This window comes from Allobosea sp. MMO-172, assembly GCF_037147855.1.
Classification (GTDB): Bacteria; Pseudomonadota; Alphaproteobacteria; order Rhizobiales; family Beijerinckiaceae; genus Allobosea.
This window is the reverse complement of record NZ_JBBCUM010000017.1, coordinates 25,176-41,532: the sequence shown is the minus strand read 5'-3', so window position 1 is coordinate 41,532 and position 16,357 is coordinate 25,176. Positions and strand designations below refer to the sequence as shown.

The following is a 16,357-nucleotide window of genomic DNA, read 5'->3' as shown; positions in this document are numbered from 1 at the left end:
GGCCGTGTCACCACGGATTCTAACCCCCGGCTCGGGGTCAAGGGATATGTCGGCGGGGGCGTACCGCGGACGCCACACAGAGCGGAACTATGGATATCTCGGGTGACGCTCCTGCTGAGTCGGCCAGCTGGGGTCCGATCATTGGACTGGCGAACAGCCTCCCGAAAACCAGGCTCGAGACGATCGTCATCGAGGCGATCTACAGGCATCGCTATCTCCGCGACGTTGCCGAGCTCCGCCACGCCGAGTGCCGTCAGATTATCGAGCACGACGACGCGAGCCGCCCTGCGCGCGAGGCCTATGTCAGGGCGATGATCGACATGCACGCGCAGCAGAGCATCTTGTCGACCCTGCTCGGTGTCCTGGGATATGTACCGGAGATGCCTGCGGAGTGACCTCGCCGTCAGATCAGGCCGAGTTTCGTGGCCAGCGCTGTCGCCTGGGCAAGGCTTGATGCGTCGAGCGCTTTGCGAGCGTTGTTGAGATGGAAGCTCACCGTTGAGAACGACATGTTCTCCAGAACCGCGATCGCCTTCATCGACTTACCCTCCGCCGACCATTTTAGGCAGGCGGCCTGCCTCGCTGTCAGGTCGAAATGGGTCTGCCCCGTCGGTTTCGTGTCTTGCTCTTCAATTCGGGCGTGCAGGTAGGCAACAGCCGTGATGGCGGCAATCTGGTCGATGTCTTTATCCAGGGTCAGGGAGGGCTTGTTGGACGCCAGCGTCAGCATCGACATGTGGCGGCAGGCGGTCCTGACCGGAACGCTGATGCCGGATCGGATTCCGAAGTCGGCGGCTTCTGAATAGAAGCGGCGTGCTTCCTTGGTTTCCGCAGGGTATGAATTGGGACACCAGGCGAATGGTCGCAAGCTCGATTTTGCGGCCGCCACAACCGGGTCGATTGTTGGGTAGCTGCTATCGAAATAATGGTCTTGCCACTCTGGCGCGTAATTCGATACTGCCTTCGTCAAGGACGGATGAACGTAGAGGTAAGCGTAGCTGTCGAATCCAAGCTCATCGACGAGCTTCGGGAGCGCGCCCGTTAGCATATCTTGCGATCGCGCGACTGATGTGACGTCCGTCAGCCGCTGAAACCAGGTCCTTAAATCCATTACCTTTGGGGCCTTGTCTTCTCAGATGCGCCCCAAATACCTTCCGAAGCGAAAGCTGGACGCAGTTTGACTGTGGATGTGAGCTAAGGTTGTGAGCCGCTGACCACGGCCCACATCCAGCCACCCGTCCCAGGGCTGCTTGAATATGATGCGCGCTCAGCACATGACGCGGCGCAATGCGACAGCAATAGCCGCGCCGATTACGTTACGCGAAGGTCCTATGACGCCGTTGGTCCATGGGATCCGGTCTGCCGTTGGACGGCAGTGCCAGCCTTGAGGCCTCGAGCTCGTAGGCCCTGAGAGTCGTCTGCAGGGCATATTCCGTCACGTCGATTGTCCAGGCACAGATCGACATCCCATCGTGTGAGATCGGAAGACCTAGCGGCCGTGGTCGCCAGCCAAGCGAGCTGATCCGCGGCATCCAGTACGTTTCGCCGACGGCATTGAGCTTGCGGACGCCGCTTCGAAGGCAGTAGTCGATGATTGCTGCGCTGACGAGGCCGCCGGTTTGGCACAGGCGACCCTCTTCCCGGAAGCGCGGAGCGACGAAGAAACGCGTCCATTCCAGCACGTCGGGCGCACGCTCATATGGCCTCATATCCGCCAAGTGCGGGAAGACCTCACCTAGCAGCGTCGGCTCCGTCGACTGCAACAGGCGCGTACCGCCCGCGACCTCTCCGTCCTCGGTCAATGCAAGAAGATAGATCGCACTCGGCAGATCGAACTGATCATGCTCACGGCCGTTGCTGCCTCGAAGGGCGCGCCATTTGCGCTCCCCGATATAAATATCGTGTCGAAGGCGATGATGCTGATCCAGCTGATCTGCAAAGTGCCTACGATTTCCTTGGTCGATGACATGAACGCGCATCTTTCCCTCCGCTCTGGATAGAAAGATGCGCCAGCACAATCGCTCCGCGTATCCTCGAAAACGAGGACACCGTTCACATGGCTTCTAAGGCACTTGGCCACGTTCGTTGCGGGAAAAACGTTGCGTTGCCGGCCAGCACACAAGCGATTGCGATTGTCGAACGACCGCTATCCCCGACTTCTCGCCGCTCTGGTCAAGATGGGCCCTCCCAACGATGCGCCGGTTCATCGGTTCGAAGACAGCACGGAGGCTGTGAGATTCGGCCATATGGCTGAGCGGGGCACCTCCGCAGTCCGACCAATCCAATTTGCAGGCCTCAGATCGACCGGAGACAGTTCGCGCAATTCGTAGACATCGTCTGGGAGCGCTTCGCCACAGCCAAGATGGCTCGATCGCCAATCCATTGCCGCGCCCCGAAGACCGAAGGACCTTGAAGTCAGAGACGTATTTCCCGATGCCGGAGCGCTTCAACAACCGCGCTTACGGCGTTGACGGCGCCAAGCTTCAATCGCGCTCGTTCCAAGTGGGAGCGCACCGTGAGCGAAGACACTCCAAGCTGCGTGCCGACTTGCCCATTTGTTTTTCCAAGCGCAGTCCAGACCAGAACATCCCGTTCTCGCGGGCTCAGCCTCAAATGGGCTGCCTCTCGTTGGGAGCTTTCGCGCCGCTCAAACCACCCATAGGTGGCGATCGACGCCAACTGCAAAGCGCTACGCCGCCTTCTCGACAGTTCTGGTGCGGCGCCGGCAAAAGAAGCGACTGCTGAAAAACCAGAAAGTCCGTGCATTGGTATGCAGAGACCTTGCCGCATACCATGTTCAGCGGCCTCATTCATCACACGCGACGCCATCCGATCGTTGGTGGGGTATCGAACGTCTGACCAGCAAAATGGTTCGGTTGTTTCAAGGCACCGTTGCCCCACCGGATCATATTGATAAAGGCCGGCGCCGTCGTAGTAGTTGAGCCAAGCCTTGGACCACTTGTTGAGGAGCATCGCAGGGCCAAGATGTACTTTCGGTTGAGGCAGGCGAGTGATCGTCACAAAATCAAACCCGCATTCCGCCGACAGCTTGCCGAAACTGCAGGTTATGCTGCGCTCGGTCACGGCGTTGTCTTCAAGGCTGTCGATGTAATCGAACGCCCGTTCGACAAAATTCATATCGGCTTTGGGCATGATCGAACTCCATCCCCTGCGGACCAACTGACGGTTGTCCGCGACCGTTGCCCGCTCCGATTGAGATGTCAATTTCAGTTAGCCGGCATTTTGCAGTTGGGCATCGAGGCTCGACGCATGGCGTCTGGTCGCGCGGGAGGCCGTGAAGTGCGTCTCAGCGTCATGCGGCTTGAACCCGATCATGATCATCCCCGGTAGGTGCCAGGGAACACGACATCCTGGTCGACGAGGATGTTGAACTGATAGCCGGGACGGATCTCGAGCGTCGGCTGCACATCGAGGTTCTTGCCAATCGTGCGCTCAGCGACGCGGCCAAACGTCTCGGCGAAATTCCGCCGTGCCGCATCCGAGGCCGTCGTCTGGTTGGCCAGCGTCGAGTTCTGAGGGATCGCCATATCCATGCCGGTGCCGATGATCGCGAGCAGGACCGCCGAACCGAAGGTCTTCAGATAGTGGTTGTCGACCTGATCCTTGAAGCCGCCATAGCCTTCGGCGTCCGTGCCGGCCATGCCGCCGATCTGGAGGGTCGAGCCGTTCGGGAAGATAATGTCGGTCCAGATAACCAGGACGCGGCTCTGGCCGAACGAAACTTTGCTGTCGTAGCGGCCCATCAGCTTCGTTCCTTGCGGGATCAGCAGCCGGTGGCCGGTGGCGCTGTCATAGACCTTCTGGCTGACCTGGGCGGTGATACGACCCGGCAGATCGGAGTTGATGCCGGTGATCAGCGTCGCCGGGATGACCGAGCCGCGTTTCAGCTCGTAGAGCGATTGCGGCGGCACGACACGGTTCGGCAGGTAGCCGAGCTTGGCGAGGTCGGAATTAAAGAAACTCTCCTTCTTCGACTGCCCGTTCGGATCGAGGTTCTGGCCGCCCAAGCCCCCCTGGAGCGCAAGGCTGTAGAGATCGCTGGGCGAGGATGAGCCTGCTGCCATCGGGCCCGGATTCGCCGGCGATGTGGCCGCCGACGCAGCCTTGATCTTCTGGGTGTCGATGGCGAGCGGCGAATCCAGCGCGACGTTGCTGGCCTGCAGGCGCGCCATGCGTTGGCGCTGCCGCTCCCGCAGCAACTGCTCCTGAGCTTCGCGTTCGAGACGGGTCCGCCAAGCCTCTTCGGATTCCAGCGCGCTTCCCTTAGGCTCCGCAGTGGCGGGCTGCGGCGGGACGAAGGGGTTCTGCGGCGCGGACTGCGGTTCAGGCGCGGGCGCTGCGGGAGCCGGCTCTCGGCCGTCACCGATAATGCCGTCGGCGATCCCCCGTTTCATCTGATCGGCGAATGTCGTTGCCGGCGCGCCTCCGCTTGCGCTGCGATCGGATGCCGAGCGGAATATGAGTCCGCGCGAGGCCAGCCCGTAAATGATCACCGCGAGGAACAGGATGCCGACCACGCCCGCGACGATAATAGGCAGGCGGTTGAGACGACGAATGCCCTTGGGGGCGCCTGCCCCGCCAGGTCCGCCGCCGAGCTGGAGAGATTGGGTCATGGCTCCCCTCCCCTCAACCGCGTTTCATGACCGAGACCGGGCTTGCCGGCTGGGCCCCGGTCGCGGTCGCGGAATAGATGCGTCCGATTTCGATCGATCCGGTCGAGAGCCGGGCAAGGACCTGCCCATCCGCGGAAGCCAGTACATAGGCGAGCTGGATGGCCTTTGGATCCTTGGTCTCCTGATCAGTCTTGACCGTGTAACCCCAGCCACGAAGGGAGGTTTCAAGCGCCGTGCCGAAGGCCGACCCGTCGGACTTCAGGAGGACCGTGACCTTCCCCTGGCCGATCTGCTCGGCCAGGCGCGGCACGAGATCGCCGGCGACGGCCGAGGCGGCCGGCGCGGAGAGTTCGGCCGGGGCCGTGCTGTCGACGAGCCCGCCGGATCCGAATGTCGAGCACCCGGAAAGAAAAGCCGCGGCGAGAACGAGAGCGCCGGAGCGTGCCGGCCGCAAAGTGGGGAGCAGCGGATAGGTCATGCCGTCACCCTCCCCTCTGGATGGTGACCTTCTCCTGGGTCCACCAGCCGACGCCGGAGATCAGGATGGCCTTGTCGATCGCATAGTCGACGATCATCATGTTGCTCTTCATCCGATAGTTGACGATGCGGTTCTGCCCGCCCGAAACGACGAACAGGACGGGTGCGTCGCGCGAGGCGACCGATTCCGGGAACTGGATGTAGGTCTTGGTGCCGTCGCTATAGACCTGAGTCGGACGCCAGCCGGCATTGCCCGAAACCGAATAACTGAAGCTGAGCTGCTCCGCCGGCACGCCGGCGCCGCCCGCTTCGATCCGGGCGTTGACGTCAGCCAGACGCGTGGACACATCCTCAGGATAGTCGAAGCCGACGCGCGCCATGTAATGCGTGGCGTGAGATTTGAGCTGGATGTGATAGGTCCGGCGCGACGTCGTCACAACCATGGAGGTGACGAGCCCGGCTTCGGTCGGCTTGACGATCAGGTGGATGGCCTGGCCGCCGCTCGCGCCGGACGTCGCGGGCTCGACCTTCCAGCGCACGGTGTCGCCGACGAGAACATCGCGCACGACCTCGCCACCTTGCAGCTCGATATCGCAGACCTGCAGGGGCGAGCAGACCACCGAAGGCTGGACCTCGCCATAGAGAAAGATCACTTTGCCATCGGCGCCGCGCGTTACCAACCCGGTCCGGCCGCGCCACTGGCCAGAGATGTCCATCCCCTTCGCTTCTTTCCGGTTGATGGCCTGGGCACCGGCATCGGTGACGCCGGCGATGGAACCGAGGGCGATCGCAATCAGAAAGGCCGCCTGGAATCCTGGTCGTGTTGCAGTCATGGGTTTGGGCGCGCCTTTCAGATCTGAGCGGTCCAGTCGAAATCCTTGAGGTAGAGACCGAGCGGATTGAGCCGGATCACCGCCTCGTCCTGCGGCGGAATCAGCACGACGCTGGCCACGCCGCGGAAGCGGCGCGACGCCACTTCCTTGCCCTTGCGGTCGCGCTCGTACTCGGTCCAGTCGATCTGGAACGACAGCGGCGACAGCGGCACGACATTGTTGACCTCGATCGCGACCGTCGCGGTCCTGGCCTTGTCGAACGGGGAATTCGAGCGGAACCAGGCATTGACCTTCTCGGTCGCTGGGTCCGTGGTGCGCAGCATGGCGTAGATGCGGTCGATATATTGCTTCTGCACCACGGTATCCGGCGTCACCGAGCGGAAGTTCGTGATGAAGCCGGCCAGCGTCGCGCGCACCACGCGCGGATCGGCATATTCGATTTGGGCCGGGAAACCTGCGCTCACCGACGAGCCGAGCTTGTCGACCTCGACGATGTATGGGACGAGCTTGACCTTCGTGCTCTGGTAGAGCGCGTAGCTCGTGCTGATCAGCGCAAGGCTAAGGCTGGCGATGCCGACGACACGCCAGGAATTCGCTGCCTTTACATAGGAGCCATAGCGCTCGGTCCATTCCTGCCGGGCGGCGATGTAGGGATTCTCAGGCGATCTGGTCGAGGCCAAGCGCGGTTCATCCGTCATTTGTCGTGTTTCTCGGGCAGTGGTGTCCGCGAGCCGTTGCCGCCTCGTTCGAGTTTGGCGTTGGCGAGCCCGAGCAGCGATCCGGCATAGGCGCCGGGCGAACCGATCGCCTTGTCGCGGGCGGCCGAGGCAAGAGCGCCGCCGGCGGAAGCCGCACCACGCAGGCCGGCGAGCGCCGCGCCGCCCATCGAAGTGCCGCTGGCCCGGGCCGCGTTGAAAGCTGCCGCGCCGGCGCTGGCTCCGCCGACCCCGAGCGCCACGCCGCCGGTCGCGAAGCTCGCTGCCTGCGAGCCGTGGCGGATCACCTCCATGCCGCCGGTAACCGAGGCGCCCTGGACCACGCCCTGAACGATGGTCGGCACATACATGGCGAGGATGAAGACGACGACCGCGATGCCGGCGATGGCGAGCGCGGTCTGGTACTGGTTGCCGATCGACGTGTCCTTCGCCAAGCCGATCAGCACGTCGGAGCCGATCTTGGCGATCATGACGAGCGCCATCAGCTTCATGCCGACCGAGAAGGCGTAGACGAGGTAGCGGATCGCAAAATCCTTGGTGAAGGACGAGCCGCCGAGGCCGAGCATGATCATGCCGGCGAGAAGGCCGACATACATCTCGACGAGCACGGCGAGGAAGATCGCGGCGACCAGCGAGAAGGCGATGACGCTGACGATCATGGCGAGCGAGGCCGAAAGCGCCAGCGCATTGTCCTGGAAGACGCCGAACGAGATCTTCTCCGACATGGCGGAGGCGACGGTCAGGCCGGCATTGAAGACATTCGCCGGCGAGGCCGAGCCGGAGCCGCCGCCGATCTGAAACAGGCTGTCGACCACCGCCTTGGCGAAGCTCGGCCCCTGGGTCAACACGAAGGCGAAGAAGCCGATGAATAGGATGCGGCGCACGAGCTCGGCGAACCAGGCCTCGATCGTCGCCGCCTGAATGGCGAGCCAGACCGCGGCGATCCCGATCTCGATGCCGGCGAGAATCCAGAACAGCGATTTCGCTGCGTTGGTGATGGTCGTTTCCCAGCCCTTCGCGGCCGCAACCACCTGGTTCTCGACGGTTGTCAGCACGCTCCCGTCCGCCGCGGCGAAGGCGGGGTCCAAGGCATGCAGGAACACCGCCATCGTCACGACGATGACGAACATCGTCGTTGGACGGGTGAGGAAGGCGACCGTCACCATCGCGGCCGCATCTCCTGGCCGTTGTCCATGTCGTATTTCTGCGGCATGCCGAAAAACGCCTTGGCGCGCTCGCGCTCCTTGCTCGGGCGCGCAGCCGGCGCTGGATCGGTTGCAGCTCGGTCTGGCGGTGTCCGTAGGGAAAGCCAGAGGCCGACAGCCGCGGCCGCGCCGGCGCACAGGATGATGATCCGAACGGGGGGCCTTACCATCGGGGGCGCATTTCCTGGCCACCCGAGGTCGACGGCGCCGTCGACTTGAAGAACTCCTGCCGGCGCGCCTGCGAGAGGTCCTTCTCAGCCTGTTCCGACTGATACCAGGTCGCCATCATCGTCATCTGCTGGGAGACGAGCCCCCGCAACTTCTGCATCTGGGCTACCTGCTGGGTCGCGATCGAATGCCCCACCTGCAGGGCCTTCATCTGGCCATCGGCGCTTTCCGACTGCGAGCGGAGCTGCGACATGGTCGACTCCTCGCTCGAGAACTGATCGGCCGTCAGGCCGGCGGCGCGCAGCGTGCCGCTGATGGTGTCGCGATTGGTGGACGACCAGTTCTGGTAGGTCTGCGAGAAGCTCGAACCGTCCGGCAGGTTCGACTTAAAGTCGGCGAAGCTCTTGAAGCGCTGCTTGAGCACATCGTCGAGATTGCCCATCGAGAAGGCGATGCCCTGCCCCTGGCTGACGATGGTCTTCAGCTTGTTCAGCTCGCCGGCGACCTGTCCCCAGATCCGGGCCGGCAGCTGCGCAGTGTTCTGCACCAGGTTCTTGTAGATGTTGAGCTGGTTCGTGATCTGCTCGGCGAGCTGGGTGATCTGCTTGATCTGGTTGTTGACCTGCTCGGCCGATTTCCCGACCAGCGCGATGAGCTCGCTATTGTTCAGCATCTGCGTCCATTCGGTCGCGCCGCCACCCAGGGCGCCGCCGCCTGCGAACGCGGATCTCGCGATCAGCGGCAGCGCAATGGCCGCGATCGCTGTACCGCGCAGGAATTCGCGCCTAGTCATCTGCGAGTATCGTCTCGGCATGACCGATCCCCCTTGTCTGGAGCCAATGCATCGGCCACGCGGGACCGTGCGCCGTCTTGAGTTCGATAATCCGTTTGAGATCGTCGCGGCCCGAGGCGCCGACGAAGGCGAGCGCGACCGGCCCGAGCGCCATGTCGAAGAGGCGCCGGCCGGCGGGCGAGGTCACGTAATAGTCGCGCTTCGGGATCGCGTTCGAGACGATCTCGATCTGACGCTCGTTGAAGCCGAGGCGCTCGTAGAATTCGCGCGTTCCGGGTTCGCGCGCCGCGCCGTTCGGCAGGCAGATCTTGGTCGGGCAGGATTCCTTCAGCACGTCGATGATGCCTGAGCGTTCGGCGTCGGAAATCGACTGGGTCGCGAGCACGACCGCGCAATTGGCCTTGCGCAGCACCTTCAGCCATTCGCGGATCTTGTCGCGGAAGACAGGATGGCCGAGCATCAGCCAGGCCTCGTCGAGCAGGATCAGGCTCGGTGCGCCGGTGAGGCGTTTCTCGATCTTGCGGAAAAGATAGGTGAGCACGGGCACGAGGCTGCGCTCGCCCATGTTCATCAGCTCCTCGATTTCGAAGGTCTGGAAGCGGCCGAGCGTCAGCCCGTCCTGCTCGGCATCGAGCAGGTGCCCCATCGGGCCGTCGACGGTGTAGTGGTGCAGCGCATCCTTGATCTCGCGCATCTGCACGCCCGAGACGAAATCGGCGAGCGAGCGCCCGGGCGCCGCCGCCATGAGCGCGATCTGCCGCGAGATGGCGTTGCGATGGTCCGGGCTGACGGTCACGCCCTGCAGGACGACGAGCGTCTCGATCCATTCCGACGCCCAGGCGCGGTCGGCGTCGGTGGCGAGCTCCGCGAGCGGGCAGAAGGCGAGCTGAGGCCCCTCCCCTGCCCCGCCGCCGATCTCATAATGATCGCCGCCTGCTGCCAGCGTCAGCGGCATCAGCGACCGGCCCTTGTCAAAAGCGAAGATCTGCGCGTCCTTGTAGCGGCGGAACTGCGCTGCGATCAGTGCCAGCAGCGTCGACTTTCCCGAGCCGGTCGGGCCGAAGATCAGGCTGTGACCGACGTCATCGGTATGAAGATTCAACCGGAAGGGAGTGGAGCCGGATGCGACCTGCATCAGCGGCGGCGAACCTTCCGGATAGAACGGGCAAGGCGCGACCGGGCTGCCCGACCAGACCGAATTGAGCGGCAGCAGATCGGCAAGATTGCGTGTGTGGATCAGCGGCTCGCGGATGTTCGCATACCAGTTCCCCGGCAGCGAGCCGAGGAAGGCTTCCGTGGCGTTCAACGTCTCGATCCGGGCGCCAAAACCCTCGGCCTGGACAACCCGGCGAATGCCCTCGCATTTCTCGCGGAGCCGTTCGGCATCCTGATCCTGCAGCACGATGACGGGTGTGTAGTAGCCATAGGCGACGAGCTGTGACGCGGCTTCCGCGATCGCATCCTGCGTCTCGACGACCATCGCCATGGCATCCTGGTCGACCGACCGCGACTGGGTCTGGAAGAGCTGGTCGAAGAAGGGGCGGACCTTCTGCTGCCATTTCTTGCGGGTGCGCTCCAGCCGCTCGCGCGCTTCGATCTCGTCGAGGAACATGAAGCGCGAGGACCAGCGATAGGTCAGCGGCAACTGATCGAGCCCATTGAGAATGCCGGGCCAACTTTCGGCCGGCAGGCCGTCGATCGCCACGACGCCGACGAAGCGGCCATCGACCGTCGGCGTCAGCCCGTGCTGGTATTCGGCCGTGACGAGCCAATCGAGATACATCGGGATTTCCGGCAGCCGGACGGGGTGGTTTTCGCCACCAACGCAGAAGCGTACGAACTGGAAGAGCTCGTCATAGCGTGCGACCCGCGTCTCGCCGTGCTCGGGGGTCTCGCGCGTCCGCATGCGCTCAATCGACAGCAGGTTCGACAGGTACTGCTCGATCTCCCGGATCGAGGTCCTGAAATGGTCAAGCGCGGTGTCGGCGAAACTCGCCGAGCGGCTGTCCTTGTCGGAGTAGATATACTTCGCGACTCCCGACTTGCGCCGCTCCGGCGGCCGCCAGGTCAGGATCAGGGCATGGCGGCTTTCGTAGTGCCCCCTCTCCCGCTCGAAATGCCCGCGCCGCTCCTCGTCGATCGCGCGCGTGACCGCATCGGGGAAATGCCCATCTTCGCGGGCGGCATAGTCCGTCGTGGGAATGCGCAGCGCTTCGACCTGGATCATCCAGCCCGAGCCCAGACGGGCGAGAATGAGGTTGATCTGCCGGGACACCTCGTTGCGCTCGGCGTCGGTCGAACTCTCGGAATCCGGTCCGGCGAAATACCAGCCGGCCATCAGCGAGCCGTCCTTGTTGAGGACGATGCCGTCATCGACCAGCCCAGCATAGGGCACCAGATCGGCGAAGGAGGGGCCGGAATGGCGAAAGGACCGCAGCGCAACCATGACCGGACCTCAGAAACGCCGCCAAGGCGACGAGGTCGGGCGATAGTGCTGCCGATAACCGACATGGCGCATGTAGACGCGCCGCATCGCCGGATCGGCCTTGGCCATCATCCGCAGGAGGCCGACGGTAAAGGTCCAGATCACGATGCCGAACAGCGCTGCGTACCAGGTCAGCACCACGAAGATCAGGATCACCGCCGCAAGCCCCGTCAACAGCACGAGTTCGCGATCGGCGCCCATCAGCAGATTGGGCCGCGACAGGGCGCGGTGAATGCGCGAACGGGCGAGCGCGGAACCGGGTTCAGCCACGGGCTCCCTCCCCTGCCCTGTCATCGCTCCAGGCAGGAGCAATGCTCGCTGGCGTGCCGATCGAGGCGCCGGTCGAGCCGAAAAGGGCGACGATCTGGGTCGAACCGAGCAGGATGCCGGCGACGAGGACGATGTACATCAGCCGGCGCGCGAAATCGTTGAGCTCGCCGCCGAAGATCAGCATGCCGCCGGCAACCGCCACGGCTGCGAGCGCGATGAATCCGGCGACCGGGCCGGTGATGGATTTCTGGATCTGCTCGAGCGGGCTTTCCCAGGGCAGGCTACCGCCCGACGAAGCGAGCGCGGGATGCGTGATCAACAGGCCGAGCGCGGCCCACAGGACGATGCGGACCGCAAGACGTTCAGGCGTCATGGACTTCTGCTTTCTGGCAATAGGATTCGGTCTGGTAGCGGTTGTTGACGAAGCCGTTGACGTGGAGGAGGTCGCGCAGCACGCGCCCCCGGGCGGTCCGCTCGATCGAGACGATCAGGTTGACGGCCTCGCCGATCACCTCGCGCATCGGCTGCTGGCTCGCTTCGGCGGTGAGCTGCTCGAGCCGGCGCAGGGCCGACTCGGCGGTGTTGGCGTGGACAGTGGCGACGCCGCCGGGGTGTCCCGTATTCCAGGCCTTCAGCAGCGTGAGCGCTGCTCCGTCGCGAACCTCGCCGACGACGATCCGGTCGGGCCTCAGCCGCATGGTGCTTTTGAGCAGCCGGGCCATGTCGACGGTGTCGCTGGTATGCAGGGCGACGACATTCTCGACCGGGCACTGGATCTCGGCCGTGTCCTCGAGGATCAGGATGCGGTCGTCGGGGGCCGCCTCGGAGATCTCCGCGATGATGGCGTTCGCCAGCGTCGTCTTGCCAGAGCCGGTGCCGCCGGAAATGACGATGTTGAGTCGCGAGGCGACGGCATTGCGAATGACGTCTGCCTGGCGTTCCGACATCACCCGGGCCTTCACGTAGTCGTCTAGAGGGATCAACCGTGACGCACGTCGGCGGATCGTGAAGGTCGGTGCCTTGACGACAGGCGGCAGTAACCCCTCGAAGCGGTGGCCGCCGATCGGCAACTCGCCGGAAATGATCGGCTGCTCGTCGTCGGCCTCGGAGTTGAGTGCATGCGCAACGCTGCCGATGACGATCTCGGCCGCCGCCCGCGTCATCTCTCCGGTCGCGGCCATGCCGTGGCCGAGCCGTTCGACGAACAGCCGCCCATCGGGATTGAGCATGATCTCTACCACGCTGGGGTCATCGAGGGCGACACAGAGCTGGTCGCCCAGTGCCTCCTGCAGCTTGCGGATCAGGCGTGGGTGGGAGCGCGGTTGCGTCATCGCGAAGGGCTCCGCCTCACGCTGCTCGACGGAACGGCTTGATCGACGAGGTGTAGCCGGCCGGACGCACGCTCTCGAAGCTGACCTGGTCGATCGGCAGCAGGCCGACAACGGCCGTCGTGTTCCCGATCGGTTTGGGGTTGCCGACCCGAGCCATGGGCCAGCCGGCGCGGCGCAGGATCCGCTCGATGCGGATGTCGGTCACGGTGACGAGCTCGTTATAGCCGTTCGCCATCGACCACTCGATGATCGCCGCGAACATGGTCCAGGTCGCACCGTGCAGCCCCTCCCCTGCCCTGCTCGTTCCGATCGATGTGTCGACACAGAAGCGCGAACTCTCGATCATCGCGGCGTGAGGCTTGAACAGACTCGACCCGACGAGCTCCGGAAAGAGGATTGAGAGCAGGGTGGGTCCCGTCGCGGGCAGCAGTCGGGCGCAGCCGGCCACCTGATTCCGGTCGGATATCGCGAGGACGTAGGTCGGGCGGCAATGGTCGAACTGGTCTCTCTCGCGGCCGTTGCTGACGTCCACATCCCAATTCATGCGCTCGCGGAAGACGCGGGCGCGAAGCTTGTGCATCGAATCGAGAAGCGGTGCCTGGCTAGTGTAAGCCTGCGGCGCGATGGCGATCGCCTGCATGCGTGATCCTCCGAATCCATTGCGGTCGGAGGGCTAAAGGCCACCATCGTCGGGCCGGCGCGACTAATGAAAGTATGAGTCCGATTCTCTCGCAGGTCGGGCCTGTCGGAACGAATCGACCCTGAAAACGGTCCTTAAGCGGGAAAAACAGGGCTTCCTACCCTAATAAAAGTATTAGTGGGTTTCCGAGCCGCCAGCTCAGGGGAGTTTCCGCTATGGGACTGAATACGTTTATGAAATCTAGGATGAGGTGTTGTTGGCGGGCCTTGTTCGGATAGATCCCTTAAGGACTCGTTAACCCTAAACTCCTTGTCAGCCCGATAGAATCGCCCATACTGGCGCCAAATCGGTATTTTGGCCGCTTATGGCGCTATTTTCTTCAGGATAGGCTAAGATGGGTTCCCTCCCCTCGTTCGAATTTGACGAGAAAATTTTGTCCCAAGGGGCAGAGATCTCGCGCAAGCTCGATCAACTGCGACTGGAGAAGTTTCCGCCTGACGCAAAGAAGACGCTGCGCCGGTTCCCGATGGCCGAAGTCGCACATTATCTTGGTGTTAGTCCGAATAATTTGAAAAGACTGCACCTCGAAGGCAAAGGGCCCGAGCCCTTCATTGCCGCGGCCGGGCGACGCTTCTATGCCGCCGAACAGATGATCGAGCTCAGGCATTACCTGGACAAGAACGGGCGCTCGGACGCGAAGAAGTACGTCCCCTATCGTAAGCCGGGGGAAAAGCTTCAGGTTATCTCGGTTGTCAACTTTAAGGGTGGGTCGGGAAAGACTACTACCGCCGCCCATCTCAGTCAGCATCTGGCCCTGACTGGTCACCGCGTGCTGGCAATTGATCTGGACCCCCAAGCCTCGTTGTCCGCCTTGCATGGGTTTCAGCCGGAGCTCGACCGGAATCGATCTTTGTACGATGCCATCCGCTACGATGAGAAGCGGCGGCCGGTTGGCGATGTCATCATGCCCACGAACTTCCCTTCGCTGGATATCATCCCCGCCAACCTTGAATTGCAGGAGTATGAGTACGATACCCCTCTCTCCATGCAGAGCTCGAACGAAGGGAAGCGGTTCTACGCCCGGCTCGGGCGAGCGCTTGAGCAAGTCGACGACCGATATGACGTTGTTGTCATCGACTGCCCTCCCCAACTCGGGTTTTTGACGCTTACGGCGCTTACGGCTTCGACTTCGGTTCTGATCACTGTGCATCCCCAGATGCTGGACCTGATGTCTATGAGCCAGTTTTTGCTGATGCTCGGGAATTTCGTGAAGGCGATCCGAGAGAAGGGCGCGCCGGTCAAGATCGACTGGCTGCGTTATCTGATCACCCGCTACGAACCGACTGATGTCCCGCAAGCGCAGATGCTCGGGTTCATGCAATCAATGCTGGCCGAGGAGATCCTCAAGAATCCCATGCTGAAGTCCACCGCGGTATCGGACGCGGGGCTGACGAAGCAGACGCTTTACGAGGTGGAGCGCGCGAACTTCAACCGGGACACATACGATCGGGCGATCGAGGCGTTGGACGCGGTCAATTTCGAGATTCAGGGGCTGATTCACCGTGCGTGGGGGCGTCTGTAATGTTGACCGCAGTCAAAACCGGGGAAAGACCCTTTTATTTCAGCTATCTAGCGAAATCCAAGAGGCTGAATTATGGCTCGTAAGAACCCGTTCGCGAACCTCGTTGATAAGGACACCCCGTCGAACCGTGCTGTCTTGGATTACACGACCAAGGGAGCATCGCGGTCAATTCTGAACTCGTTGGACGAGATGGCCGCTCGCGCGGATCGACTCGCGGAAGGCGAGACCGTCGTCGACCTTGATCCGGATCTGATTGACGTTTCTTTCGTCAGAGATCGACGCACGGACGATGATCAGGAGTTCGATGAGCTGCTCAGCGCTATACGCGATACCGGGCAGAACTCGCCGATCTTAGTTCGACCGCATCCGAAATCGGCGGGTCGATACATGACCGTCTTTGGGCATAGGCGCCTGCGGGTTGCGAAGGAGCTCGGGCGCAAAGTTCGCGCGATCGTCAAGGAGATGGAGGACCGAGAGCATGTCCTTGCCCTCGGACAGGAGAACTCAGCGCGGGCCAATGTGCCGTTCATCGAACGAGCATTATTCGCTGCCGACGTCGCACGTCTGCACTACGACGACGACAACTCGACCATCCTGAGCGCGTTGTCCATCGACCGAGCAACGCTTTCGAAAATGCTGTCTGTCGCAACTCTTCCAGCGGGAGTGCTTGCTGCAATCGGTCAAGCCAAAGGCGTCGGCCGAGACCGTTGGTATGAGCTCAAGCTGCTCCTCGACAATCCGGCGAACCACGGGCGGGCAAGCGAAATTCTCCGCGAGGATGGGTTTGTGCCGTTGTCGAGCGATGAACGATTTCATCTGCTTGTTCAGCGCTTGAAAGTGAAGCCTGGTCGGAAACGAGCTGCGCTGGAAAAACGCGGCTGGACGGCGTCTGACAAGGCGCTGTCGGCCGATATTCTGGCGGAAGGCAAGAAGTTTACGCTGGCGCTCAAGGCCAAGAACGCCGATGCGCACGCATTCGGAGCATTTCTCTCGGATAGCCTCGACCGGCTTTATGAGGAATTCCGTAGAGATGCAGTTTCACAGAGGGATGGAGGCTAACCCGCAAAAGAAAAAGGCCCCCGAAACGGAGTTCCGGAAGCCCTTCTCTTATCAGTTTGGCGACTGAGAGAATCCCACTTCCGCGAATCAGTGTCAAGTCCAACGGCGCTTTTGCATGCCGTTTTGGAGGCTGGACTTCTTTTGCCTAGCGATAGGTGAAGGAC

The 16,357-nt window shown here is 62.5% G+C and carries 18 protein-coding genes; 3 read left to right on the top strand and 15 right to left on the bottom strand.

Features of this window, described 5'->3' with window-relative positions; translation table 11 throughout:
- Positions 1-89: 89 nt before the first annotated feature.
- A complete protein-coding gene (locus WFK61_RS21585; RefSeq protein WP_336814129.1) occupies positions 90-395 on the top strand; it encodes a transcriptional repressor TraM in 306 nt (101 codons plus the stop codon).
- Between the two features lie 8 nt (positions 396-403).
- On the opposite strand, the gene WFK61_RS21580 is transcribed toward WFK61_RS21585, so the two are convergent.
- The 15 genes from WFK61_RS21580 to traI form a co-directional block, all read right to left on the bottom strand.
- Entirely contained in the window at positions 404-1,048 is a 645-nt protein-coding gene (locus WFK61_RS21580; RefSeq protein ID WP_336814128.1) for an autoinducer binding domain-containing protein, read from the bottom strand.
- A gap of 268 nt (positions 1,049-1,316) precedes the next feature.
- Positions 1,317-1,979: an acyl-homoserine-lactone synthase gene (locus WFK61_RS21575; RefSeq protein ID WP_336814127.1), complete on the bottom strand. Its 663-nt coding sequence runs from the start codon at positions 1,977-1,979 to the stop codon at positions 1,317-1,319.
- Positions 1,980-2,415: 436 nt separating this feature from the next.
- Entirely contained in the window at positions 2,416-3,153 is a 738-nt protein-coding gene (locus WFK61_RS21570; RefSeq protein ID WP_336814126.1) for a helix-turn-helix transcriptional regulator, read from the bottom strand.
- Between the two features lie 185 nt (positions 3,154-3,338).
- A complete protein-coding gene (gene trbI, locus WFK61_RS21565; RefSeq protein ID WP_336814125.1) occupies positions 3,339-4,634 on the bottom strand; it encodes an IncP-type conjugal transfer protein TrbI in 1,296 nt (431 codons plus the stop codon).
- A 13-nt stretch (positions 4,635-4,647) separates the two neighbouring features.
- Complete coding sequence (gene trbH, locus WFK61_RS21560) at positions 4,648-5,112, bottom strand: conjugal transfer protein TrbH (protein WP_336814124.1); 465 nt, start codon at positions 5,110-5,112, stop codon at positions 4,648-4,650.
- 4 nt (positions 5,113-5,116) lie between these two features.
- The gene (trbG, locus tag WFK61_RS21555) at positions 5,117-5,944 is read right to left on the bottom strand and encodes a P-type conjugative transfer protein TrbG (protein ID WP_336814123.1); all 828 of its coding nucleotides are present in this window, start codon (positions 5,942-5,944) and stop codon (positions 5,117-5,119) included.
- A 17-nt stretch (positions 5,945-5,961) separates the two neighbouring features.
- Positions 5,962-6,624 (bottom strand): conjugal transfer protein TrbF, encoded by a 663-nt coding sequence (trbF, locus tag WFK61_RS21550; RefSeq protein WP_336814122.1) that lies wholly within the window; start codon positions 6,622-6,624, stop codon positions 5,962-5,964.
- A 14-nt stretch (positions 6,625-6,638) separates the two neighbouring features.
- Positions 6,639-7,790 carry a P-type conjugative transfer protein TrbL gene (gene trbL / locus WFK61_RS21545; protein ID WP_442896353.1) on the bottom strand — a complete coding sequence of 384 codons (1,152 nt, stop codon included), beginning with the start codon at positions 7,788-7,790 and terminating at the stop codon, positions 6,639-6,641.
- A gap of 29 nt (positions 7,791-7,819) precedes the next feature.
- Positions 7,820-8,035: an entry exclusion protein TrbK gene (trbK, locus tag WFK61_RS26145; RefSeq protein WP_442896348.1), complete on the bottom strand. Its 216-nt coding sequence runs from the start codon at positions 8,033-8,035 to the stop codon at positions 7,820-7,822.
- The gene (gene trbJ, locus WFK61_RS21540; protein ID WP_336814120.1) at positions 8,029-8,847 is read right to left on the bottom strand and encodes a P-type conjugative transfer protein TrbJ; all 819 of its coding nucleotides are present in this window, start codon (positions 8,845-8,847) and stop codon (positions 8,029-8,031) included. Before trbJ ends, trbK begins: the two co-directional genes overlap by 7 nt.
- Entirely contained in the window at positions 8,819-11,272 is a 2,454-nt protein-coding gene (locus WFK61_RS21535) for a conjugal transfer protein TrbE (RefSeq protein ID WP_336814119.1), read from the bottom strand. The genes trbJ and WFK61_RS21535 overlap by 29 nt, the downstream gene beginning before the upstream one ends.
- A 9-nt stretch (positions 11,273-11,281) precedes the next feature.
- On the bottom strand, positions 11,282-11,581 hold the full coding sequence (locus WFK61_RS21530; RefSeq protein ID WP_336814118.1) for a conjugal transfer protein TrbD: 300 nt from the start codon (positions 11,579-11,581) through the stop codon (positions 11,282-11,284).
- Positions 11,574-11,954: a TrbC/VirB2 family protein gene (locus tag WFK61_RS21525; RefSeq protein WP_336814117.1), complete on the bottom strand. Its 381-nt coding sequence runs from the start codon at positions 11,952-11,954 to the stop codon at positions 11,574-11,576. Before WFK61_RS21525 ends, WFK61_RS21530 begins: the two co-directional genes overlap by 8 nt.
- Positions 11,944-12,912 carry a P-type conjugative transfer ATPase TrbB gene (gene trbB, locus WFK61_RS21520; RefSeq protein WP_336814116.1) on the bottom strand — a complete coding sequence of 323 codons (969 nt, stop codon included), beginning with the start codon at positions 12,910-12,912 and terminating at the stop codon, positions 11,944-11,946. The genes WFK61_RS21525 and trbB overlap by 11 nt, the downstream gene beginning before the upstream one ends.
- Before the next feature lie 16 nt (positions 12,913-12,928).
- A complete protein-coding gene (gene traI, locus WFK61_RS21515; protein WP_336814115.1) occupies positions 12,929-13,552 on the bottom strand; it encodes an acyl-homoserine-lactone synthase in 624 nt (207 codons plus the stop codon).
- A gap of 394 nt (positions 13,553-13,946) precedes the next feature.
- Here traI and repA point away from each other — a divergent pair, with 394 nt between their 5' ends.
- Positions 13,947-15,134 (top strand): plasmid partitioning protein RepA, encoded by a 1,188-nt coding sequence (gene repA, locus WFK61_RS21510; RefSeq protein WP_336814114.1) that lies wholly within the window; start codon positions 13,947-13,949, stop codon positions 15,132-15,134.
- A gap of 72 nt (positions 15,135-15,206) precedes the next feature.
- A complete protein-coding gene (gene repB, locus WFK61_RS21505) occupies positions 15,207-16,193 on the top strand; it encodes a plasmid partitioning protein RepB (RefSeq protein ID WP_336814113.1) in 987 nt (328 codons plus the stop codon).
- Positions 16,194-16,357 lie beyond the last annotated feature (164 nt).